The organism is Enterococcus sp. DIV0755b (genome assembly GCF_051713765.1).
Taxonomy (GTDB): Bacteria; Bacillota; Bacilli; order Lactobacillales; family Enterococcaceae; genus Enterococcus_C; species Enterococcus_C canintestini.
This window is the reverse complement of the sequence record NZ_JBIOQN010000001.1, coordinates 2734107-2757500: the sequence shown is the minus strand read 5'-3', so window position 1 is coordinate 2757500 and position 23394 is coordinate 2734107. Positions and strand designations below refer to the sequence as shown.

The following is a 23394-nucleotide window of genomic DNA, read 5'->3' as shown; positions in this document are numbered from 1 at the left end:
AGAAGAAATATTGACGATGTTAGACGAAGCGAATCGCGCGCCTTCTTCTGTCAATTTACAACCTTGGCGCTATGTTGTAGTAGATACAAAAGAAGGAAAAGAAAAACTGCGGCCTTTTATTCGATTTAATCAATTACAAAATGATACATCTGCAGCTATGATTTTAATTTTTGGTGATCGTAAACCCCATGAATACGGTGAAGAAATCTATGGCGAAGCTTTAAAAGCGGGATTAATGCCCAAAGAAGTGCATGATCGACAATTAGCAACGATTATCCCACTTTATCAAAATTTATCGCAGGCAGAAATGGATGCAATTATTTTGCGGGATGCTAGTCTTTCGGCAATGCAGCTGATGTTGGTAGCGCGAGCTCACGGTTATGACACCAATGCAATTGGTGGTTTTGAAACCAATAACTTAGCAACGACTTTTGACTTATCTGAAGAACGCTATTTGCCAGTTCTAATTTTATCTCTTGGAAAAGCTGCAGAGGAAGGCTACGAGTCGGTTCGACTTTCAGCAGATAAACTTACAACTTTTAAATAAGAAAGTGAGCACTTGTAAATTTTACGAGTGCTTTTTTTTTGTAGCAGAAATTTCATGATTTTTAATTTTCGAAATAATTTATCAAGATTTTTCCTTTATTATTATTTTTGTACAAAACGAGATCCGGACAACTTTTTTTGTTAGAAGGGCTTATCACGAGTTAAAAAAGACGACAACTTAAAAAAATGAAACGTATGATGCAGATAGAAATCTAACAATTGTGCTAAAATTGATTTTTCACATAAATTAGGAACCTTCTTCGTTGATTTAAAAACTCTAAAAATACTCTGGATTCCTTGAATTTGTGTTCTAAATAATGTAAACGAGGTTTGGGTTAGTTACTAAATCGATTTCTAGTAGCATAAAAGAGTATATCTATTTTAGATTACAATCAAATTTTATAAAAAAACTGTATTTCACTTTAATTACGGGTTACCAAAAGCTAGATATCAAGCTAACATTTGGTAATCAGAATAGAAATACAGTTTTTTTATTTAAAGTCATTATTTTTCGAATAGAAACAACGAAATAGTTTAACCTAGGTTCACTTTTGCAATCTAAGCTTTAGGCAGCGACTTCTTTATCTTTAAATTGTGTCTGATAAAGTTTTGCATATAGACCAGCTTGTGAAATAAGCTCTTGGTGATTTCCCTGTTCTACGATTTTACCTTGTTCCATCACGGCAATTTGATCTGCATTTGCAATAGTAGAAAGTCGGTGGGCAATGACGATACTGGTCCGATTTTGCATCAGATTATCCATTGCTTTTTGAACGTAATATTCTGAAATTGCGTCCAGTGCTGAAGTGGCCTCATCCAAAATTAAAATTTGTGGATTTTTTAAGATAATACGTGCAATCGCAATCCGTTGTTTTTCACCACCGGAAAGTTTAATGCCCCGATTTCCCACGATGGTATCATAGCCTTTTGGTAATGTCATAATGAAGTCATGAATATAAGCAGCTTTCGTTGCTGCAATTAGCGCTGCTTCATCAGCATTTTCATTGGCATAAAGTAAGTTGTCCCGAATAGTTCCATTAAAAAGAAAAGTTTCTTGGCTAACTACGCCAATATTTTGTCGTAAGCTGGTAAATGTGACATCTTTAATATTTTGGCCATCAATTAGAGCAACGCCATGGGTTGGATCATACAGGCGGGTTAAAAGGTGAGTTAAAGTGGACTTGCCTGCGCCAGAGAGTCCGACAAGCGCCAAAGTTTCACCGGCTGAAATGTGTAAGTTGATATTTTTTAAGACTTCATTTTCTTCATAACGAAAATCAACATTTTCAAAAGTTACTTCACCAGCATCAATCACTAACTCTTTAGCAGTAGGACTGTTTTTAATTTCAGGAGTAATATCTAAATATTCAAAAATTCGTTCAAACAAGGCAAAAGACCGCATCAAATCAACTTGAATATTAGATAATTGTGTAACCGGATTATAAAGCCGACCTAAAAGAGAAGCAAAGGTGATAATACCACCAATAGTAAGTTGACCTTTAGTAAGTAAAAAGCCACCTACTAAATAAATTAACATAGGACCAATTGCCATTAAGACAGACATAGCCATGCGGAACCAACGACCAGCCAAAGACTCTTTGATTTGTAGGGCAGTTACTTCTTGGTTAATTTGATTAAAAGTTTGAAAAGATTCATCTTCTTTGGTAAAAAGTTTCATCAGTGTGCTACCACTTGTAGTTAGTGTTTCTTGGGTGTGTTGATTAAGTCTGCTTAGGGCAGTCTGGCTTGCTGATGCGATTTGCCATCTTTTTTTGCCGACTTTACGGGTAGGTAAAATGAATAGTGGTACAGTCACTAAGGCAACGGCTGCTAAAATTGGACTCATGGAAAATAACGCAAAAAGTGTTGTCGCTAAAATAAAGATACTGCTTAATGCATTGATGAAAGTAGTCTGAAAAACTTGTTGAATGCCGTCGACATCGCTGGTTAAACGAGTCAAAATTTCTCCTTCTTTAACCGTAGTAAAGAAACTTTGTGGTAAAAAAGTTAAATGGCGGTATAAATTGTTCTTCATTTCCAATGTTATATTTTTGGCAATCCAAGTACTAAGATAGCCTTGGGCAACTTGTAGTAAGTTTAATAAAATTGTAGCAGAAATAGAAAGTCCAATTAAAATACTTAATTGTGTCAAATCATGTTGGGGCAATGCCTTATCGACAATTTTTTGTAATAGAAGTGAAGGTACTAGTCCCAAAGCTGAAGTAGCAAGAATTAAAAGAATTACCAAAACCAATTTTAATGTATGTGGCTTAAAATAATTAAGGATACGACGGATAAAAGGAAGTGTCAATTCAGGTTTTTTTGTTTGATCAAAGTCAAAACGCATTCGCGCCATTAAATCCCCTCCATTTATTAGTTAGGTACCTAATTATTATACTACCGTTTTTTGAAAATGTAAATAGATAGGCACCTAACTATTTGACGAATGAAAAATCTTTGCGTAAACTTAAGGAAATAAAGGATGTGTTTTCATGAAAGAAGAAGCACTATTTGAAGAATTTCAACATTTTAATCATTTATTACGCCGCCATACTAAACGCAAAACAAGCGAGGAAGAATTTTCCTTTGGTCAAAATCGTTTACTCCGTATTTTAGCGCGCCAAGAAGGATCTTCTCAAAAAGAACTAGCCCAGCGGATGAATATCAGACCAGCTTCATTAAGCGAGTTATTAAAAAAATTGAATCAAAAAGGCTATTTGTCCAAAAAGCAAAATACAGATGATCGCCGCATCACAAATTATTTTTTGACAGATTCAGGAAAAAGCTACATTTCTTCTATGCAAGATGAACGGAAACAATTAGGTGAAGAATTATTTGCTACTTTATCGTTAACAGAAAAAGAACAGCTACATCAAATTTTAAATAAACTGGCGCTTCAATTGGAGGGAAAATTAGATGAGTAATATGAAAGAACGGGTGGTAGTTTTTGGCGATGCTATTATTGCTATTATTTTAACCATTATGGTCTTAGAACTCCCGATTAAGTATGCAACCAATGGTGAGCTTGTGTGGCAAACGTTATTCAGTGCTGTCGGAATTTATTTTATCAGCTTTTGCTTTGTCGCCAATCTCTGGTTTCAAACTGCTTATGCATTTAACCGCATTGAACAAGTGAGAAATAAAAGTTTAGTCGTCTATTTGTTTCTTCTGTTTGCTTTATCTTTGGTACCTGCGGCAACGAGAATTTTAATTGAAGATACAACAAAGCAGACGGTTTTAATCTACGGTGTCCTAACATTAATTGTGACAATGTTGATGCGTCGGTTGATTACCGCTTTAACTAAGCAGTCGATTTCTGAGCAAGCTTTGCAAAAGCGCCGTGTGGATGAATTGAATCGACAAGATATGTTAAGTTTTATCGCTCGAATTATAATTTTAGTCATTGGATTATTTCAAGTTCACATTGCCCTCATTATCTACTTAGCATTGCCGATTTTAGCGTTTTTACAAAATATGGTTGATCAAAAAGAAGAACGTTTTGTAGATACGTTAGATAAAAGAGAACAAGCGGATTATTTTGCTGATCGTAATCAAATTTGGGGCAATACCATGAAGCGCTATTCCCACTTATTACGAGATTCTTTTAACGAACCAAAGGAAAAAGAGAGTCAACAATGGCAAGATTTGATGAAAGAATGGCTAAAAAAAGTAGATCAAGAAATTACCATGCGCCAAACTGCACTGGAAAATGCTTCTCCGAGTGAAAAAGTACATTTACATCAAGAAATTAAACGCTTAGAAATGCAGCAATCCCGTCTTAAAGAACGAGAACGTCACTTGAAAAAACATCCTTTTGTTCACGGAAGTATGACGGAGCAGACGCCTAATAAAACAAATGCTTCTAAAAAATAGCTTACAGTTTTAAGACAAAATAATTGAAAAGAAAAAAATTTGGCGTTATTCTTTTTATGTTGTCTTAGTGGGATATAGCCAAACTGGTAAGGCACTTGACTCTGAATCAAGCAATTGCAGGTTCGAACCCTGCTATCCCAATCAAAAGCAAAAGCCACTTCCAAATTAATGGAAGTGGCTTTTATTAATCAATTTTTATGGTCAGTAATGCGGAAATGCTGCTTATAAGTTCAATCAAATAGGCATAAACTGAGATTGAGACTTTAGCGCTTATTTCATGATTATTACCGCATTAAAGTGACCCCTAAAAGTTAGTTTTTTTGGTCTAACTTTTGGGTATTCGTTAATACTACTTACTTTTTCATGTCTTTTTTATTTTAATGACCACTTGTAACTTTGATACCAATAATACCCACTAATAACAAAGCAACAAAAACCCAAGTTAAAGGTGCTAATTTATCGTGAAAAAAGACCACACCCACAATAATTGAACCGACTGCTCCAATGCCAGTCCAAATTGGATAAGACAAACTCATGGGGAGTACTTTTATTGCTTTTGATAAAAATAGAAAACTTGCAATCATACCCAAAATGGTATAAATGGAGTAGTCTAGCTTAGCAAACCCTGCGCTTGCTTTCATCATCGTGGACCAAAAAACTTCTAAAATACCTGCCAAACCTAAATAAAGCCATGCCATCATTTTTATCTACCTCCTCAAATTATGGCAAATAAAAAAAGAGGGCATCATTCCTACAAAGACCTAACGGAATGATTTCCTCTTTAAGCTGCCCGGTAGCAGCGAATACTTTATTTGCTTAAGAGTGATTCTAGCACAGGTATGCTAAAAGTCAACGCTCGCGGCTTAAATGAGCAAATTTTTACTAATTTCTGACACTATTCTGACATTGTGGCATCAATGGCAGCCATTAATGCGTGACGAAAATTATTAGCCTCTAACGCTGCTACACCTCGAATAGTTGAGCCGCCAGGAGAAGTAACGCCATCTTTTAAAACGGCCGGATGCATTTTACTTTCTAATGCTAATGTTGCGGTACCTTTTAACATTTGTTCTACTAATTCATAAGCTAAATCACGTTTTAAGCCATGTAATACCCCAGCATCACCCAAACTTTCAATTAATATAGCAATAAAAGCTGGTGTGCAACCTGCAATGGAGCCGACGATTTCTAAACTATCTTCCGGTACTTCATAAACTGCCCCAAGAGGAGTTAAACTGTCTAAAATAAACGCTTTTACTTTAGAATCAATATCTTTTGCAAAGCTAATGCCTAATACGCCAGCTCCTACTTGAACCGGTGTGTTTGGAATTGCATGGGCAATTGGATACTCTTGACCGACTTCTTCCATCATGGCAAAGAGATTTATGCCACCTGCTACAGAAACAATCGGCACTTTTTTAGCCAATACTGGTTGCGGTAGTGATTTTAAAATAGGTAACACACTACTGTTGTTTGTGGCGATGATAATGAGATCCATCCCGCTTAAATCATTTAAGTCTGTGAGAAGTTGAAAACCTAGTTCTTTTTGTAAATTCGCAGCTGTTTGGCTATGCCCACCTTTGACATAAATATTTTCAGCTGGGATTTGTTTGTCATAAAGCATTCCTTTAATTAATGCACTGCCGATTTGTCCGGCACCAAAAAACGCAATCTTCATCTTTTTTCCTCCTAATTGTAATTAAAAATTTTAGTTAAAAATTTTAGTTAAAAATTTTAGCGCAGTTGTAAATAGTGATTGAAATAATTTTTATAAGCTTTGTAACCAGCAATAATGGCACCTAAACTCGTAGTTGAAAGAAGCATAAAAGTTACCATAATCTGATATTTAATGGCATGAACCGGATCCACACCAGCAAAAATCAAACCTGACATCATGCCGGGTAAACTAACTAAGCCAACGGTTTTGGCAGAATCAATGGTTGGTTGCATCGCTGTTTTAATACTTTCTTGTAAAATAGGTAAAGAGGCCAATTTAACTGGAGCACCTAGCGCTAATTTTTCAAGCACTTGTTGTCTTTGGTCGTGAAATTTTGTATACAAATTACGGTAGCATAATCCAATTGCTATCATCGCGTTACTAGCAATCATACCGCTAATAGGAATAATTTGCGAAGGAATAAATTTAATCGCACCAGCGGCAATTAAAACGCCCATCGTAAGATAAGTGCTGATGAAAATTGCCAACAATGAATCTAAATAGTGCTTATGTGGGCTAGGATTACGCTTGTGGGCATTCCAAGCAGCATTTAAAACAATGAAAAAGCTCATACAAGTGGTGAGCCAAAAATTGTTGACTTGGAATAAATATTTTAAAAGATAACCTACAATAAATAGTTGCACCACTGCACGTAAAATACTGTAGAATATATCGCGACTTAAGCCTAGTTTTTCTTTGTAACTAATCGCTACGGCCACTAAAACTAAAATAAATGCTAAAATAAGTGATTGATTATTGACGGCTAATTGGTTCATCAATGATACCCCCTTTTTCTAGCCACAAAATTTTGCTTGCGTTTTGGATTTCTTCAGGATCGTGGGTAACTTGAATAATGGTGACATTTTCTTTTTGAACAGCCCCAATTAAATCGTGTACAATATTTTTGCTTTTTTCGTCTAAACCAGTCGTTACTTCATCTAATAATAAGATTTCAGGTAAAAACATCAAATTCCGAATTAACGCTACCCGCTGTTTTTCACCACCAGAAAGCTCAGTAATCTTTTTATTAAGATAGCTAGTTGGTAAAGCTACTAGCTCCAATAATTCTGCTGCACGTTTATCATCAAAATTTTGATTGCGCACCGTATAGGGAAAACACAAGTTGTCAAAAACAGTTGCCCCAAACAGACTAGGTTGTTGAAAGCAATAAGATACTTGTTGGCGATATTTCACAATTTCATAGTCAGATTGTTGCTTATCTTTAAAATAAATTTTTCCAGCAGTGGGGGTTAATAAGGTTGCAATTAACTTGAGTAGTGTGCTTTTACCTCCGCCAGAAGGACCGGTTAAGGTTAAAAAGTCGCCATTTGTTAGTGCAAAAGAAATATTTTGGATGATTTTTTTTCCGGCTATTTCATATTGCACATCTGATAGACGTAGTAATGTCATAAAACTCTCCTTATATTTTTTTATCATTCAACTTTTTATTGTAAAGGAGGAATGGAAAAAATTCTAATGATGGAACTTAATTGAAAAGAAGTATCAATCACAAAATAGAGAGGGTCAAAATAACGTTTTAACGTTATAATGAAATAACAAGTATTTTTTGAAAAGGGGTCAAAAGATGGTAGCAGTAAAAGTTGTAGTAAGTGATGTGGATGGCACGATTTTAAATTCTCACCACCAAATTAGTCAAAGATTAAAAGAAGCCATTAGAAAAATAGCAGAAAAAAATATTCCATTTGTGTTAGCTTCTGCTCGTTCACCTGAAGGAATGAAGCAAATTAGTCAAAAATTAGCGGTCACAAATTCGCCGCTAGCAGCTTTTAATGGTGCATTAGTGATTAGACAAGATCAAATAATTTATAGTCAGCCAGTAGAAAAAGAAGACGTCAAAAAAATATTAGCTGCTTTAAAAGTTCAATTTCCTACTATTGCTGTGAATTTGTATAGCGCAAATGAGTGGTATGTTGATCGGATGAACCAATATGTAAAATTAGAAAGTGAAATTACCCAAATAACACCTATTGTGAAAGATTTAGATCTACTAATTGATACACGACCGGTACACAAACTATTGCTTATTGGTGCTGTGGCTGAGATTACAGCTGCAAAAGATTTCTTAGCTCAAGAAGTTACTACAAGCGCACTTTATTTATCTAAAGATAATTATTTAGAAGTGACCCATCGCACCGTTTCAAAGGAAAGTGCCTTACAAGCCATTGCGCAATATTATAATATTACCACTAAAGAAATTATGACATTTGGTGATAACTATAATGACATTCCCATGCTTGTAGCAGCTGGAGTGGGAGTAGCGATGAATAATGCTCCTCTAGAAGTAAAAAAAGTAGCTGATAGAATTACCAAATCAAATGATGAAGATGGTGTCGCTCATATTTTAGAAGAGCTATAATGTAAGCTTGAAATGAGTTTAAACGTACCAAATAATTTTTCTAGCAATTAAGTAGTAAATAACGTGGTCAAAATTCGAATGTTAACGCAATGTAAAAATTGTTTGAATAATCAGTGAATTTCGTTTACAACTGTTATTTTACATGTTATAACCTTTCAAAAGAGAGGTTGAGGTGATTTCTTTGAAAAAAGAAGAAATATGTATTAATGCAGTATATGAAGCAAACGTTATTGGTTATGATGAGCGGAAAACAGTGAGAGTTGTTAATATCTTTGAACGAACTGCAACGGTAGAAATTCTAGACTGTGGTCTTTTGGCATTGGCAAAAATTGGAACAATGAAGGAATCATTAAATGTCTAAATTAAAAATACGCAAGCGTTTAAAAGGTCTGTTTGTAAGAAATGACCAATCGATGCTTGCGTATTTTTTATCTAAAATGGTAATCCAAAAAAGTAACGTTAAAATTATTTTGTGTGCTAGCTATTTATTTTTAGGAATAATGGTAATGCGATATTTTTCAAAATAGCTTGCGTCCCCTTTGCTTTGGGTAAAAGCAAAAATTCCCATCAGAATTGCACCAATAGTATTAGTTAATAAATCCCCCATAGTATCCATCAAAGCCGCGCGACCAATTAAATCAACACCACCAGCACGGTAACGTTGTAAATTCATATCCCCAATTGTATCACATAAGAATTCCCAAAATTCCCAAAAGACACCACAAACACCAGCAAATGCAAAGCCGAAAAGCAAAAAGAGCCAAGGCGAGACAGCTTTACTTTGGGCTTTTTTTAAAGCGAGTATTGCAATCCCATATCCCAAAGCAGTTAAAACCATGGGGCTAATGCTGTGAAGTAATTTATCCCACCAACTGATGTAGGCAATTAAATGCAGACAAGTTCCTAAAAAGACCGAAATTAATAAAAAGAACCAATAAAAAATAATAATCATATCTGGAATTTCAATTCGTAAGAACTTGCGGCATAATTGCGGCAAGTAAATTAAAATGATACCAGCGATACATTCAACAAAGACTACCGGTGAATCTGACCGCGCCTTTGTTACCAATTCAAAAAAGTTAAACGCTAATACAAAAAGTCCAAAGGTTAAAAGTCCTAGTTGGATTTTTTTGATATTCATAAGTAAACCCTCCAACAAAAGTGTCAACAGTAACTGTTGCAATAAGTACCAATCTTAGTATACCAAACATACGGAGATTACTAAATTAAGAGCCATTTTTCTTAGTCTAGCCACTCTGTTAATGCTTTTAAAACGGTTGTAACTGCAGGATCAGCTTCTTTTAGGAAATCATGTGGTAAATAATAAACTGGCAGAAATTTTCCAGCGCTATTTTTTCGGGCTAGTGTTTTACTGTATTGAAACGGCACTTCATTATCACTCGTACTGGCGGTACTGAATACAGGAGGTAAAGTAGTTAAATCATTTAGCGTTAATTCAAATTCTTTCTGATTGGCTGGTGTAATACCATAAAATTGCGTTAATAGTTGATGAGAGACACCGTATAAATAAAGCAGATAGCGCTGCATAAAAGAATCGTCGAAAATGGGTGTTTTTTGATTGATACCTTGAATCATTTCTTCGGTTATTCCTTTTGAGGTTAGCTTACGGGGAAGCGTAATAAATTTTAAATCATAATAACCATAAAAATTGATTAATTGCTGTGGAAGCGTTTGTGTTTCTTTTTGTAAGCATTTCGTCAATAAAAGCATCAGGTAACTACCAGCAGAACGACCGCAAAAGCTAAAAGGTGCGCCTTGAATAATCGTATTTTCTATTTCATACCAAGTCTGTTTTAATTGAGCAAAAATTTCTGATAAGCTACTATTTGGTGCCAATAAGTAATCAAAACTGATTACTGTGTACCCGCGTTCTAAAAAAGTACGAAGCAGATTTTCAGATAAATCAGCCTTACTGCCGTAAACTAAACCACCGCCATGAAAATAAAGAATATAGCGGGGCGCCATTTTAGTCAGAGGTAGGTAAATGGTCGCTTCACCACCGCTGGTTAAGTGAACTTGTTTTTTCATTTTGTTTCCTCCGTAGTTTTAAATAGATAATTATGAAATTAAATTAGATAGTTAAAAAGTTGAGTTACACTCAATTCGTTCTAGGAAAAGAATTATAAAAAGGGCATATAAGAACATAATTCCATCATACAGTAGATAAATTTGTTGGGATAGAATTTTACTTTTAAAATTGTGGCACCTTTTCTCTATTTCACGATGTTGGTATTTTAATTTTCTTGTGCTACTATAAGAAAATACGTAAAGCAGGGTTTTAAACTGATTTTGAAGGGAAGAATAAAATGGCTGTTTTCTTTTATACTGATCGTGGGAATAATCAAAATGAAGATTTTGTCTATGGTAATGATACATTTGGTTTTATCTTAGATGGTGCTAGTGGCCTAGGGGAAAATTATTTAGTAGGGAATAGTGATGCACAAGTTTTTAGTCATTTTATTGGTAGTCAGTTGATTACACTTCTTGCTAATGAAAAAATGGCGACGAATCGGGCGTTAATGCAAGCAGTGACTAAATTTGCTCAGAAATACCGCAAAGAGTTAGGCAGATTAACTCCAGACTTATGGCCGAGTGCTACTTTTAGCTGTTATCGTAAAATCGGCGATGAGATGGAATTTAGCTGGTTAGGTGATTCACCAATAACTGCTTTCTTGATCCAACAGATGCGTACATTTTATGACCGAACAGTGCCACAAAATGATCAACGAATTGTGACGACTTTTCATCAGCTCTTAAAAAAAGGTGAAGTAATTGACGTGGCAAAAGAAGCAGTCAAAGAAGATTTAATTAAAAATCGTCAGATGAAAAATACACCGAATGGTTATGCTATTTTAGATCCATCACCAATTGGGATTGCACGTTTATCACAAAAAAAACTACCCCTTGTCCAGGTAGAAAAAATTGTCATTACAAGCGATGGTTTTTATCGGCTAGTGGATACGTTTAGCGAGTGTACCCCACATCAATTAGGTCAATTTAAAGATTATAGTATGCTTGTTTCTGCTTGCGATCATCTTCGCCAGCTAGAAAGAGAAGATGATCAATTACTAACTTATCCGCGTTTTAAGCAAAGTGACGATGCGAGTATTCTGGTGTGGCAAAAATAAAAGACGGTGTGACAGGAATCTTGTCACACCGCTTTTTTAGTAGAACTAGTGTAAAGAAGAAATAGATGACATCAATAATAAATCTTCTTTAAATATTAGCTTGATACTCGTAAAATGAAGCAAACTGTTCAATAGCTTTGTTAGGCGTTTTTCACGATTTTTTGAATTTGGTCATCTAAACTACGAATAACAGCTGCAGGATTATCTTTAAAATTTTTACTAAAAGAGTTTTCAGCTGCGCTAACAGTGCCAACTTCTTGGTTCATGATATCGTAGATAACTAAACTTTCATCTTCTTTGCGCCATTTTACTTTCCAATAAGGACCTTCTAAAGCGCCGTTTAATATATCTTGAGCGTTGTCTAAAACGGCTTGTTTAATAACGATTTCTTCAGTAGTTTCAATTCCTCTATTTTTATCTTCAGTTAATTTTTCAGCAACTTCATTCATATTAGTGGGAACAAGTACGGACATCTCACATTCCTCCTTTTTTTCTATTATAGCTTTATTTGTAAAATGTTGGTAAAAATTGCTTTTCATCAGAACAATGGTTTTTATTTCACAAAATTGAAGAGAAGGTCTACTCTTTAAATAGAAATGAAATGTAAGTAAACAAAGAAGGGATGAATGAAATGAATAAGCACAGTGAATGTACGACGATTTTAGTAGGGAAAAAAGCTTCCATTGATGGCTCTACGATGATTGCACGTAACGAAGATGGTGAAGCGCCATTAAATCCGAAAAATTTTATCGTAGTCAACCCGTCAGAGCAAAAACAAGATTATAAGGCTGTCATCAGTGGTGTAGAAATAAAATTACCAGAGAATCCTTTGCGCTATACGGCGACACCTGATGTTTCGCCTAAAATTGGTATTTGGGGTGAGTCAGGTATTAATAGTGCCAATGTGGCGATGTCTGCTACAGAAACGATTACTAGTAATTCCCGTATTTTAGGCATTGATCCCTATGTTGAAGGTGGGATTGGTGAAGAGGACATGTTAACAGTTGTCTTACCTTACATTAAAAGTGCAAAAGAAGGGGTAGAACGTCTTGGGGCACTGCTGGAAGAGCTTGGTACTTATGAACCCAATGGCATAGCTTTTTCTGATAATGAAGAAATTTGGTGGCTTGAAACAATTGGAGGCCATCATTGGGCAGCTGTGCGTATTCCAGATGATGCTTATGTAGTTGCACCAAATCGTATGAATATTACCGATTTTGATTTTGAGGCCCCAGATACAATGTGCTCATCAGATTTAAAAGAATTGATTGAGGAAAATCATTTGAATCCGGACTATGATGGTTACAATTTACGGCATATATTTGGTAGCGCAACAGTTAAAGATAACCAATACAATAATCCTCGTGCTTGGTATATTCAACGTTTCTTTACCCCTGAGGTAGAACAATCGCCTTTTGATCAAAATTTACCGTTCATTTGTAAAGCAAATCGTCTAATCAGCATTGAAGATGTGAAATGGGCGCTTAGTTCTCATTATGAAGAAACGGTGTATGACTGTTATGGTGATGGTACTGATGCACAAAAACGTCAGCTACGTCCAGTAGGAATTAATCGTAATCAAGAAGTTCATATTTTGCAATTACGCAATGATGTTGCAAAAGAAATTGCAGGAATCCACTGGCTCGCCTTTGGTCCTAATACTTTTAATACAGTAGTGCCGTTTTATACCAATGTTACAGATACTCCTACTTTTTATAAAGAAGTCAGCGAAGAATTTGGCTTGGATAACATGTACTGGTTAAGTGGACTTATCGCGGTTTTAGGGGATACGAATTATAATTTGTATTCCGATGTCAGAGATGACTATGTTCAAGCAAGTGTCGCTGCTTTTCGACAAATTCAACGTCAAAGTGATCAAGCGGCAGCAAGTCAAACTGATCTTTCCCATTATTTGGCTTCAGTAAATGAGGAATATGCTAAAGTAGCTAAAGAAATGACTACAAAGTTATTAGGGCAAATGGTAATGTTAGGAGCACCTCAAATGAAGTTACGCTTTAATTTAGGCGATTAGAAACTGTTTAACTAAGTATCAAGTAAAATAAGCAAAATTACAGGTAAGTTATTTAACTATTAAAGAATAAAATGAAGTTTTTAAAATGGTGTTTTTATTTTCAAAAACTTTATCTAAAAAAACAGCCACTACGCGCCGAAGTGAGCAAAATTAGATTTTCAGTCTAATTTTGCTCACTTCAAGGCTTAATATAGTGGCTGTTTTTAGTGCTTATTTTAGTTGTGTTAGTGCTTTTGGTGGCACTGTCTTCTCGTTAACTTCTTCCCACTGGGTGACTTCTTCTTTTTTAGAATTATAGGTCACTTTTAAGTAGGCATTTTTTCGTAAGGGACGTTCTTTATTGGCTCTAAATGATAATTCTTTGCTGTTACCTTTATCATCGTAGCCGGTGAGTTGATATTCATAATCCAAATATTCTTGACCGCTATCATCTTTTAACGTTACTTGTTTGCCATCGGTTGTAATCTGGACGTAATAAGTGTCTCCACCCATTTCAGTATTTTCAATAAATTTAAATAATCCAAAGGCTGCAGCAACGATTACTACTAAGCCAATTAATAGTTTTTTCACGTGTTTCACCATCCTAGTTCCTTTATACTCTTATCTTAAAGCTATTTTAAAAAAGGTGCCATTGTTTTAACTTGCGTTAGACTTACAATTTTGCAATGATTCTTTTGACAAAAAAAAGCCTTAAAAAGGCTCGAGTAATAAGAAAATTTCGTATAAGAATCGACTATAGGATACGGCTAAAGGACAAACAAAAAATTGAGGCGGAAACAATGGGGAGAAAGTTTCCGCCTAATGGAAAATTAAGGTTATCGGGGAATATCCTTTATTTCTAGTTCCATATTTTACACTTATTTCTACAATTATTAAATTTTAGCTGTAGGAAAACAGAAAAATATTTCTAGTTTAAGTTATTTTTAGATCGGAAATTGTTATTAGAATAGGATTGAATGGTAAATAAGTGTTTTTCTTCATTTTTTTTTAGATTTTAGAATTTTTTGATAACAAATAAATTTTAGTTAGGGGAAAGAATAATAATTTGAGCAATCGGTTGCTATAGTATTGATAACTTTTATTCGATTTCGGAACTTATAAAACATTTTTATCAAATTATCCAAGCGTTTTTACTGTTTTTTCTTATTTTTTATAAAAAGATATGTCTGCAATCGATTGCGTAGTTTCGTTGAAAAGCATTTTCTTTTATGCCATAATGAGATTGAAATGACAGCAAATAAAGAAAGCGTAACAATAAAAAAGAAAAGGTGTGATGAAATGAATACAGCAGCAATTGCCCACCGTCCAGATAGTGAGTTTGCCTATCTTTATCAAAAAGATATCATGCATATTCGTTTAAAAACGGCGAAAAATGATGTCGCAAATGTAGAATTAATTCATGGTGATACTTATACATTAGCAGAAGAGAAGTGGTACCAACATCCTTTAAAAATGGAAAAGTATCTGAGCACGGCTGTTCATGATTACTGGGTAGTGGCAACGAGTGAGCCTTTTAAACGAATGGCCTATGCTTTTCGGGTAGTAGGTGAAGATAGCACAGAAGTATTTTATGGCGATCATGGATGTTTTCCTTTTGAGCAACAATATTTAGAAATGCCCAATAATTATTTTAGAATGCCTTATTTTCATGAAATCGATCGTTTTAAAGCGCCGGCTTGGGTGAAAAATACAGTTTGGTATCAAATTTTTCCAGAGCGTTTTGCAAATGGCGATAAAACAAACGATCCCAAAGGTACATTTCCATGGGGGAGTAAAGCACCTGATCGTCAAGATTTTTTTGGTGGTGATTTACAAGGTGTCTTAGATCATCTCGATCATTTTACTGAGCTGGGAATTAACGGTCTGTACTTTTGCCCAATTTTTAAAGCCTATTCCAATCATAAATACGATACGATTGATTATTTTGAAATTGATCCTGATTTTGGGGACAAGGCGTTATTCAAAAAGCTCGTAGACGAATGTCACAAACGCGGAATTAAAGTCATGTTGGATGCTGTTTTTAATCATATGGGGGATACTTCACCCCAATGGCAAGATGTCATTAAAAATGGCGCGGACTCAAAATATGCGGATTGGTTTCACGTCAATTCATTTCCAGTTAGTTATACAGAAGGAAAAGATTTTGAAAATGCAACGGATATTACCTATGATGTTTTTGCGTTTACTCCTCATATGCCAAAACTCAATACAGCTAATCCTGAGGTCAAGGAATATTTATTGAGTATTGCGGCTTATTGGATTGAAGAATTTGATATTGATGCGTGGCGCTTGGACGTTGCCAATGAAGTAGATCATACTTTTTGGAAAGAATTTCGTGAAGTTTGTGACGCGATAAAAGATGACTTTTATATTTTAGGGGAAATTTGGCATTCAGCCCAAAGCTGGTTAAATGGGGATGAGTTCACGGCGGTAATGAATTATGCTTATACTGATGCAATCGTAGGCGCATTTGTTAAAAAAGAAATCAGTTTAGAAAAAATGATCTCAGAAATTAACCGCCATTTAATGATGTATCGGGAACAAACAAATGCGATGCAATTTAATGTTTTAGATTCTCATGATACTCCCCGGATTCTAACTGAAGCTAACGAAGATAAAGATTTAATGAAACAAGTTGAAGCCTTTACGTATCTACAGCCAGGGTCACCTTGTATTTACTATGGTGATGAGTTTGCTATGACAGGTGAGATGGACCCTGATTGTCGTAAATGTATGGTGTGGCAAAAAGAAGAACAAGATCGCGATATGTTCGATTTCTTTAAAAAATTGGTTAGTTTCCGGCGGGAGCATGCGGCCGTTTTAGCCGATGGAAAAATGATTTGGGAAACAGTTAATTTAGCAAATGAACAAATCGTCTTAAGCCGTAAATTAGATGATGAAATAATTTGTGGTCATTTTAACTTAGGAACAACTAAAAATGTATTTGAGAAAAACGGAACGATTCTTTTAGGGCATGGTTTTGAAGAAACAGCTGGGCAGATAACGATTGCGCCAAAAGGTTTTGTTATAACCAAAGCGTAGAAAAAGGGTGAAAGAAATGGAAAAACACTGGTGGCAAGAAGTAGTAGTGTATCAAATTTATCCTCGCAGTTTTAAAGATAGTAATGGCGATGGAATTGGCGATCTTGGTGGTATTATTGAAAAACTAGATTATTTAAAAGAGTTGGGAATTGGTGCAATTTGGTTATCACCGGTTTATGCTTCTCCAAATGATGATAACGGGTATGATATTTCAGATTATGAAAAAATCATGACTGAATTCGGTACGATGGCAGATATGGATCACCTGATTGCAGCGGCCAATCAGCGCAATATTAAAATTATCATGGATTTAGTCGTTAATCACACATCTGATGAACATCAATGGTTTGTTGAGGCTAAAAAAGGACGTGACAATTTATATCGCGATTATTACATTTGGGCAGATCCAAAATCTGACGGTAGTGCACCGAATGAATTGCCATCGACGTTTTCTGGCAGTGCTTGGGAGTTTGATGAAGCTAGCGGACAGTATTATTTACATCTATTTTCAAAAAAACAACCGGATTTAAATTGGGCCAATGAACAAGTTCGACAATCCGTTTATGACATGATGAACTTTTGGATTGCTAAAGGAATTGGCGGTTTCCGGATGGATGTTATCGATTTGATTGGTAAAGTTCCCATGGAAATGATTACGGGAAATGGGCCGAAATTGCACGATTATTTACAAGAAATGAATCAAGCGACATTTTTTAAACACGATCTTTTGACGGTCGGTGAAACGTGGGGCGCGACACCTGAAATTGCCAAATTATATTCTAATCCTAAACGTAATGAATTGAGTATGGTTTTTCAATTTGAACACGTTGGTTTAGATGAACAACCTCAAAAAAGTAAATGGGATTTACGCCCATTGGTAGTTGCCGAATTAAAAGCGGTTTTTGAAAAGTGGCAAACAGAATTAGGTAATGAGGGTTGGAACTCACTATTTTGGAATAACCATGACTTGCCACGGATTATTTCCCGATGGGGCGATGAAAAAAATTATCGTGTGAAAAGTGGCAAATTATTTGCTATTTTATTACATCTTTTAAAGGGAACACCTTATATTTATCAAGGAGAAGAGATTGGCATGACCAATCGATTGGTGACTGCAATTGAAGAAGTGGATGATATTGAAAGTATCAATATGTATCATGAACGCCTCGCAAAAGGCTATGACCCTAAAGAAATTATTCAATCGATTAATGTCAAAGGTCGGGATAATGCTCGTACGCCGATGCAATGGGATGACAGTGAAAATGCTGGCTTTACCACCGGTACTCCTTGGCTTTTTGTCAATGAAAATTATCAAAAGATAAATGTAGCCCAAGCCTTAGCGGATAAAGATTCGCTATTTTATACGTATCAAAAGTTAATTCAATTGCGCAAAAATAATCCAATCGTTGTTTGGGGAGATTTTCAATTAATTGAAACGGCCCCTGAAGTTTTTGCTTATAAACGCCATTATGAAGGCAAGACTTGGTTAGTGGTAACAAATTTTTCTGGCAATGAAAATAAATTTGATTACGATGGATTGATAAAAGAGATCATTATTACTAATGGCATCTTACCGCAAGATTTGAAAAATCTTACTTTAGCTCCCTGGGATGCTTTTGTTGTGGAAGTTGAAAAATTATGACGAGTTGGTGGCAAAATGCAGTCGGTTATCAAATCTATCCCCGTAGCTTTTTTGATAGTAATGGCGATGGGATTGGGGATATTAAAGGAATTATTGAAAAATTACCTTATTTAAAAGAGTTGGGTGTCGATTTTATTTGGCTCAATCCAATGTATAAATCCCCTAACGTTGATAATGGTTATGATATTTCAGATTACCAAGATATTGCAGCTGAGTTTGGCAATATGGCCGATTTTAAGACGCTTTTACAGGCGACGCATCAAATCGGTTTAAAACTTATTTTGGATTTAGTGGTAAATCATACCAGTGATCAACACCCGTGGTTTGTTGAAGCTAAAAAAGGCAAAGATAATCCTTATCGCAATTATTATCACTGGCAAGAGGCAACAGAAACTAAATTACCAAATAATTGGCAAAGTTTTTTTGGAGGATCTACTTGGACCTTTGATGAAAAAAGTTCACAGGCTTATTTTCATGTTTTTGCCCCAGAACAACCAGATTTAAATTGGAAAAATGAAGCTGTTAGAAATGAAATTTATCAAATGATTCGTTTTTGGCTTGATATGGGAATTGACGGCTTTCGTTTAGATGCGATTAGTCATATTCAAAAAGAACCTTGGGATTTTCAAATCAAAATGAATCCGTGGGCACCATTTATGAATGTTGCAGGAATTGACGATTACATGAAAGATTTACAACAAATTTTTAATGAATATGATGTCATGACTGTTGGTGAAGCTAGCGGTGTTTCTAGTAAAAAAGCAGTGAATTGGACGGATAAAGACGGCTATTTGGATATGATTTTTGAACTTGAACATAATGTGCGGATGGGAAAACCTGGGAAAGAGCGGATTAACTTACTAGGCTTTAAAAAGGTTATCGCTCGTTGGCAAAAAGATTTAGGACCAAAAGGCTGGAATGCGCTTTATATTGAAAATCACGATAATCCTCGTTTTAATTCTATTTTAGGAAATGAAACGAGTAAGTCTGCTAAAGCACTAGCGTTAATGTATTTATTTTTACGGGGAACGCCCTTTATTTATCAGGGACAAGAGCTTGGCATGACCAATTATCCTTTTAAAGCTATTAGTGAGATTAATGCCAAAGATACGTTGTCTTATTATAAACGCTTATTAGCTGAAAAAAGTGAGGACGAAGCACTAAAACTTGCTACCGCTTGGACAAGAGATCATGCACGTACACCGATGCAGTGGGATACTAAAAAAAATAGTGGTTTTACCACGGGGCGCCCTTGGCTTAAAGTGAACCCTAATTATGAAAAGATAAATGTCGCTACTGAAGATAAAGATCCTGAATCGGTTTTAAATTTTTATCGACAGTTGATTGCACTACGCAAAAAAGAACAGACTTTTATAACGGGTACGTTTACTTTATTGGCGGCAAAAGATCCTGATATCTTTGCTTACCTGAGAACAGGGAAAAAACAATTTTTAATTGTCACCAATATTAGTCAAAAGGTGCGCAAATTCACATTGCCTAAAAAAGTTTGGCAAAAAAATTGGCAGCTTGTGATTGCAAATGATCAAAATGCACCGCAAACAGTTTCTCAAAATATGCAATTAAATCCCTATGATGCTTGGCTATTTGAACAAAACTAAGAGCAGATTAACTTGTTATCTTTAGATAATAAGAGTAGCGCAAAACAAACTTATGAATTGATATAGCATAATCATGTGCTTTATTTTGTCTAATATTTATAATTTTGCTAAACTGAAGTCTAATAAGTTGAAATAAAGAGATAGGAGCAAAATAATGGCGACAAAATGGCAAAAAAAAGATTTATGGGCTTTGTTCATCATACCGTTGGAACTTTTAATTGGAAATAATTTGATTCATATTTCTTTTTTTAAGGATAATCCGTTATATCTTTTAATTGGTAGTGTAGGCATTAATTTAGTGGCTTTTTCAATTCTAATTTTTTTCTACAAAAAAGATTTGAAAGAGCAGTGGACGCAGTATCGCCAACGTTTGTGGTTAAACTTATTGTTGGCAGTTGTTTTAGTGGTTGCAAGTCATCTCTTGATTCAATTTGTCAGAGGGGCTATACCGGAAAATTTATTAAAAATTTCAACTGACGCTTCTGATGCAGCAGTATCAGAAAGTAGTTTTAGTGGCAATGTCCAACTTGTGGCGCTGTTTTTAGCGGCGATTCCCTCTTTTATAGCGCCTTTTTCAGAAGAACTCATATTCCGCTATCTATTAGTTGGCAAAGCCCCTAACAATTTGGTGAGAATTGTGATGTTATTTGTTCAAGCTGTTTTATTTGGTTTGATTCATTATGCTAATTTTAACGGTAACATCTATGCAACGATTCCATATATGGCAGTAGGATTTTTCTTTGGTCTTATCTACATGGTTTATCGTAATATTTGGGGATCATTGATTGTCCATTGGATCTTCAATACCGTTAATCAGATGTTGCCAACGTTATTCATTATCATTTTGACGTTACTCGGAATTGCAAAGTAATCAAATGCGCGATTAAACGGATAAAAATTGCAAATTTAGTAGATATTTTATAAGTGGAAAGTTTAGGCAGTGTGACAAAAGTCTTGTCACACTGCCTTTTTTCCGAATAAGCGGTTGATAAAAGCAGCTTCTGTCATAACCTCTTTTTATATCTGGCGTGGTAGCAGCTGTTTTTATTACAATCTCTTTTTTTAATAAAATATTTAAAGATGTATTTTAAGCAATCATGAATTAAATAAGAAGGTAGGCTAATCATTTAACTCCAATAAATGTTTTCTTAAAAGCGGATCAGAAGCATACAGATACAGACCAAATTTTCCCCGTTTTAATAAAATATTAACTGAGTTCATGACGATAGCATCTTTTGCTTTAGCTAGCATAGGAATATCATTTCTATTTTTAAAAGCTTCGTGATCTTCGTAAAGACTACTGTCAACATAGATTTTGTCTTTTTTTTCATCGTATTTAATGCTCGGACCTAAAATAACACCAGCATAATTTAAATCAAATCCTTGTATGGTATAAATGGAGCCGACTTCCTGAATGGTTTCTGGGCGCTCTGCCCAAGGACGATCGGTAAAATTAATTTTATCCCAAGGCAACTTTAATTGCCCAGCTGTCACAAACCACGTCTTTCCATCTAAAACGGTAAAAGGAAAATCAGCGGTGGCTAACAGGCGGGATAGTCCGAAAGCCTTATTTTTTTCCTGTATTTTTTCATACATTGGTAAGCCATCGGCAAAAAATTCTAACTCAAAATTGGCAGTTTGGGGTCTTTTTAACAGTTGCCCTTTTGTAAAAGCATCAATCCAAGCGGTTATCGCTTTATTTTGGACACGATACTGTTTATCCAAGTGATAATATTCGGTGGGGTGACCAGTTAATAACGCTTTTAGCCAATCATTTTGCCAGTAACTTTTGAGTTTCACCACTTGCTGCGGATCAAAAACAAAAATCACCACTTTAGCTAACTGCATAATTTCAGCTAATTGATTTTGTTGTTTAAAATTATTAAAGGGATCCTCTTTAGTTAATAACAAATGACCCTCATCAATCATCACAATATCGGCTTGTTGGTGATTTTTTTTATAACGGTTAATAAAAGGAGTTGGTTTCATAAAATCTTTTTTATAAAGGTGGCTTGTTTTTGTCGCCAGTTCTTTATAAATTTTTAGCATCTCATTGTGATTAACTAATAATTTATTGTCAAAGCCAGAAAAAGGAGTATCTTTTTGACGGGCTAACGTTTGCAATTTTTCAAAAGCACTAGCTAAAACAATACTTTTACCCGCACCAGCGTCGCCACTTAAAACAAAGACGGCGGTCTTTTTGGCCGTCGTATTTTCGGCACTGAACTTTAAAATTGCGTCTATCACTTTTTGTTGTGAGGAATCTAATTGGGCCGTTTTAGGCAGAATAAAACTACTCGTAAATGTTTCCATTGTCTTCACTTCCTAAACATTATTGTAGAAAAAATCTTCTTATTTGTAGAATATTTTGATTTAAGGCGTTATCATTTTCCCTTGTGTCTGGGATTCTTTATAATAAAAGGAGAAATTTCATTTTGATGAAAAGAGGAGATAAAATGGCAGAAGAGAAAAATCATGGAATGATGGCTGTTATCGCCGCTTTAGTTGCCAATATTTTAGTCGCCATTAGTAAATTTATTGGCTATATGTTGAGTGGTAGTGCTGCTATGTTAAACGAAAGTATTCATAGTGTGGTGGATTGTAGTAATCAAGCACTCTTGTTAATCGGTGATAAGCGGTCGACAAGACCGATTAGTGAGTTGCATCAATTTGGTGAAGGTCGGGCCAAATACTTTTTTAGTACGATTGTAGCAACCATGCTCTTTTTTGGTGGTGGTGCGCTTGGTGTAATGGAAGCATTAGAAAAACTTTTTCATCCCGCCCATGAAGTTGGTAATCAGTGGCTTGTAATTGTAATTTTACTTTTTGGTATGGTAGTAGAAGGTAGCTCATTACGCATTGCTTTTAAAGAGATTAAAGAACTAAATACAGAGAAACTCCCACTGTTTCGTTTTTTACGAGAAAGTCGCCACAGTGAAATTTTAATTATTTTTACCGAAGATTTTTGTGCGGTGATTGGTTTATTACTTGCTTTAGCTGGAACGATTTTAACGATGGTGACAGGTAATGCGGTTTTTGATGCCTTGAGTGGATTATTAATTGGACTTTTACTAATGTTTGCGGCCATCTTTTTAGCCCGTGAGTTTTATAGCTTAATTATAGGGGAAAGTGTAACGGCTGGTGATTTAAAAAAAATTAAAGAAGCTTTTAATCGCAAAGAAGTAAAACGGTTGATTGATATTAAAACGGTCCACTTAGGGCCAACTGAAATTATGATTGCGGCTAAAATTGATATTGTCGATGAAGATGAAGCGCACAGTTATACGGTGGTAAACGATATTGAACGCGATATTCGCCATAGTTTACCTGATAAAAAAGCTTATATTTACATTGAAACAGATGAATATGATCCTAACTATGTTAGAAAATAAGGTTG

Annotated in this window: 22 protein-coding genes and 1 tRNA gene (1 of these 23 cut by a window edge); 13 read left to right on the top strand and 10 right to left on the bottom strand. The window is 35.2% G+C overall.

Annotated features, from left to right (window positions below; genetic code table 11):
- A protein-coding gene (locus IGI65_RS13305) for a nitroreductase family protein (protein WP_071864461.1) crosses the window boundary here: on the top strand, positions 1 to 547 show its 3' portion. 89 nt of this gene lie to the left of the window's left edge; only the last 547 of its 636 coding nucleotides appear in the window; its start codon lies beyond the left edge, outside the window; its stop codon occupies positions 545 to 547.
- Between the two features lie 564 nt (positions 548 to 1111).
- On the opposite strand, the gene IGI65_RS13300 is transcribed toward IGI65_RS13305, so the two are convergent.
- Positions 1112 to 2902: an ABC transporter ATP-binding protein gene (locus IGI65_RS13300; RefSeq protein WP_438774341.1), complete on the bottom strand. Its 1791-nt coding sequence runs from the start codon at positions 2900 to 2902 to the stop codon at positions 1112 to 1114.
- A 136-nt stretch (positions 2903 to 3038) separates the two neighbouring features.
- Between IGI65_RS13300 and IGI65_RS13295 the strand changes: the two genes are divergently transcribed.
- The 3 genes from IGI65_RS13295 (at position 3039) to IGI65_RS13285 (ending at position 4560) form a co-directional block, all read left to right on the top strand.
- Complete coding sequence (locus IGI65_RS13295; RefSeq protein ID WP_438774340.1) at positions 3039 to 3470, top strand: MarR family winged helix-turn-helix transcriptional regulator; 432 nt, start codon at positions 3039 to 3041, stop codon at positions 3468 to 3470.
- The gene (locus tag IGI65_RS13290; RefSeq protein ID WP_438774339.1) at positions 3463 to 4419 is read left to right on the top strand and encodes a TMEM175 family protein; all 957 of its coding nucleotides are present in this window, start codon (positions 3463 to 3465) and stop codon (positions 4417 to 4419) included. The genes IGI65_RS13295 and IGI65_RS13290 overlap by 8 nt, the downstream gene beginning before the upstream one ends.
- A 68-nt stretch (positions 4420 to 4487) precedes the next feature.
- A tRNA-Gln gene (locus tag IGI65_RS13285) sits at positions 4488 to 4560 on the top strand.
- A 236-nt stretch (positions 4561 to 4796) separates the two neighbouring features.
- On the opposite strand, the gene IGI65_RS13280 is transcribed toward IGI65_RS13285, so the two are convergent.
- The 4 genes from IGI65_RS13280 to IGI65_RS13265 all read right to left on the bottom strand — a co-directional run bounded on the left by IGI65_RS13280 (position 4797) and on the right by IGI65_RS13265 (position 7546).
- Positions 4797 to 5117, bottom strand: coding sequence for a DMT family transporter (locus IGI65_RS13280; protein ID WP_071864562.1), 321 nt, complete (start codon positions 5115 to 5117; stop codon positions 4797 to 4799).
- A 197-nt stretch (positions 5118 to 5314) separates the two neighbouring features.
- Positions 5315 to 6097, bottom strand: a complete 783-nt coding sequence (proC, locus tag IGI65_RS13275; RefSeq protein WP_438774338.1) for a pyrroline-5-carboxylate reductase — start codon at positions 6095 to 6097, stop codon at positions 5315 to 5317.
- 56 nt (positions 6098 to 6153) lie between these two features.
- Positions 6154 to 6912 (bottom strand): ABC transporter permease, encoded by a 759-nt coding sequence (locus tag IGI65_RS13270; RefSeq protein ID WP_071864471.1) that lies wholly within the window; start codon positions 6910 to 6912, stop codon positions 6154 to 6156.
- Complete coding sequence (locus IGI65_RS13265; RefSeq protein ID WP_438774337.1) at positions 6890 to 7546, bottom strand: ABC transporter ATP-binding protein; 657 nt, start codon at positions 7544 to 7546, stop codon at positions 6890 to 6892. The genes IGI65_RS13270 and IGI65_RS13265 overlap by 23 nt, the downstream gene beginning before the upstream one ends.
- 175 nt (positions 7547 to 7721) lie before the next feature.
- On the opposite strand from IGI65_RS13265, the gene IGI65_RS13260 reads away from it, so the two are divergent.
- Both IGI65_RS13260 and IGI65_RS13255 read left to right on the top strand, forming a co-directional pair.
- On the top strand, positions 7722 to 8513 hold the full coding sequence (locus IGI65_RS13260) for a Cof-type HAD-IIB family hydrolase (RefSeq protein ID WP_438774336.1): 792 nt from the start codon (positions 7722 to 7724) through the stop codon (positions 8511 to 8513).
- 181 nt (positions 8514 to 8694) lie between these two features.
- Complete coding sequence (locus tag IGI65_RS13255) at positions 8695 to 8874, top strand: hypothetical protein (protein ID WP_095007059.1); 180 nt, start codon at positions 8695 to 8697, stop codon at positions 8872 to 8874.
- A 120-nt stretch (positions 8875 to 8994) separates the two neighbouring features.
- Here the strand turns inward: IGI65_RS13255 and IGI65_RS13250 are convergent, their stop codons facing one another.
- Positions 8995 to 9654 (bottom strand): hypothetical protein, encoded by a 660-nt coding sequence (locus IGI65_RS13250; RefSeq protein WP_438774335.1) that lies wholly within the window; start codon positions 9652 to 9654, stop codon positions 8995 to 8997.
- A gap of 101 nt (positions 9655 to 9755) precedes the next feature.
- On the bottom strand, positions 9756 to 10562 hold the full coding sequence (locus IGI65_RS13245; protein WP_438774334.1) for an alpha/beta hydrolase: 807 nt from the start codon (positions 10560 to 10562) through the stop codon (positions 9756 to 9758).
- Positions 10563 to 10840: 278 nt separating this feature from the next.
- Between IGI65_RS13245 and IGI65_RS13240 the strand changes: the two genes are divergently transcribed.
- Positions 10841 to 11662 carry a hypothetical protein gene (locus tag IGI65_RS13240; protein WP_438774333.1) on the top strand — a complete coding sequence of 274 codons (822 nt, stop codon included), beginning with the start codon at positions 10841 to 10843 and terminating at the stop codon, positions 11660 to 11662.
- A gap of 140 nt (positions 11663 to 11802) precedes the next feature.
- On the opposite strand, the gene IGI65_RS13235 is transcribed toward IGI65_RS13240, so the two are convergent.
- Positions 11803 to 12135 (bottom strand): hypothetical protein, encoded by a 333-nt coding sequence (locus tag IGI65_RS13235; protein ID WP_438774331.1) that lies wholly within the window; start codon positions 12133 to 12135, stop codon positions 11803 to 11805.
- 158 nt (positions 12136 to 12293) lie between these two features.
- On the opposite strand from IGI65_RS13235, the gene IGI65_RS13230 reads away from it, so the two are divergent.
- Positions 12294 to 13694, top strand: coding sequence for a C69 family dipeptidase (locus tag IGI65_RS13230; RefSeq protein WP_438774330.1), 1401 nt, complete (start codon positions 12294 to 12296; stop codon positions 13692 to 13694).
- Positions 13695 to 13904: 210 nt separating this feature from the next.
- On the opposite strand, the gene IGI65_RS13225 is transcribed toward IGI65_RS13230, so the two are convergent.
- A complete protein-coding gene (locus IGI65_RS13225) occupies positions 13905 to 14264 on the bottom strand; it encodes a YxeA family protein (RefSeq protein ID WP_438774329.1) in 360 nt (119 codons plus the stop codon).
- A 708-nt stretch (positions 14265 to 14972) separates the two neighbouring features.
- Here IGI65_RS13225 and IGI65_RS13220 point away from each other — a divergent pair.
- From IGI65_RS13220 to IGI65_RS13205, 4 genes are all read left to right on the top strand, one after another.
- Entirely contained in the window at positions 14973 to 16736 is a 1764-nt protein-coding gene (locus IGI65_RS13220; protein WP_438774328.1) for a glycoside hydrolase family 13 protein, read from the top strand.
- A gap of 16 nt (positions 16737 to 16752) precedes the next feature.
- Positions 16753 to 18378, top strand: a complete 1626-nt coding sequence (locus tag IGI65_RS13215; RefSeq protein ID WP_438774327.1) for a glycoside hydrolase family 13 protein — start codon at positions 16753 to 16755, stop codon at positions 18376 to 18378.
- Positions 18375 to 19997 (top strand): glycoside hydrolase family 13 protein, encoded by a 1623-nt coding sequence (locus IGI65_RS13210; RefSeq protein ID WP_438774326.1) that lies wholly within the window; start codon positions 18375 to 18377, stop codon positions 19995 to 19997. The genes IGI65_RS13215 and IGI65_RS13210 overlap by 4 nt, the downstream gene beginning before the upstream one ends.
- 154 nt (positions 19998 to 20151) lie before the next feature.
- On the top strand, positions 20152 to 20868 hold the full coding sequence (locus IGI65_RS13205) for a lysostaphin resistance A-like protein (RefSeq protein ID WP_438774325.1): 717 nt from the start codon (positions 20152 to 20154) through the stop codon (positions 20866 to 20868).
- Positions 20869 to 21116: 248 nt separating this feature from the next.
- On the opposite strand, the gene IGI65_RS13200 is transcribed toward IGI65_RS13205, so the two are convergent.
- Positions 21117 to 22310, bottom strand: coding sequence for a DUF2075 domain-containing protein (locus IGI65_RS13200; RefSeq protein ID WP_438774324.1), 1194 nt, complete (start codon positions 22308 to 22310; stop codon positions 21117 to 21119).
- 143 nt (positions 22311 to 22453) lie between these two features.
- On the opposite strand from IGI65_RS13200, the gene IGI65_RS13195 reads away from it, so the two are divergent.
- The gene (locus IGI65_RS13195) at positions 22454 to 23389 is read left to right on the top strand and encodes a cation diffusion facilitator family transporter (protein ID WP_438774323.1); all 936 of its coding nucleotides are present in this window, start codon (positions 22454 to 22456) and stop codon (positions 23387 to 23389) included.
- Positions 23390 to 23394: the final 5 nt, after the last annotated feature.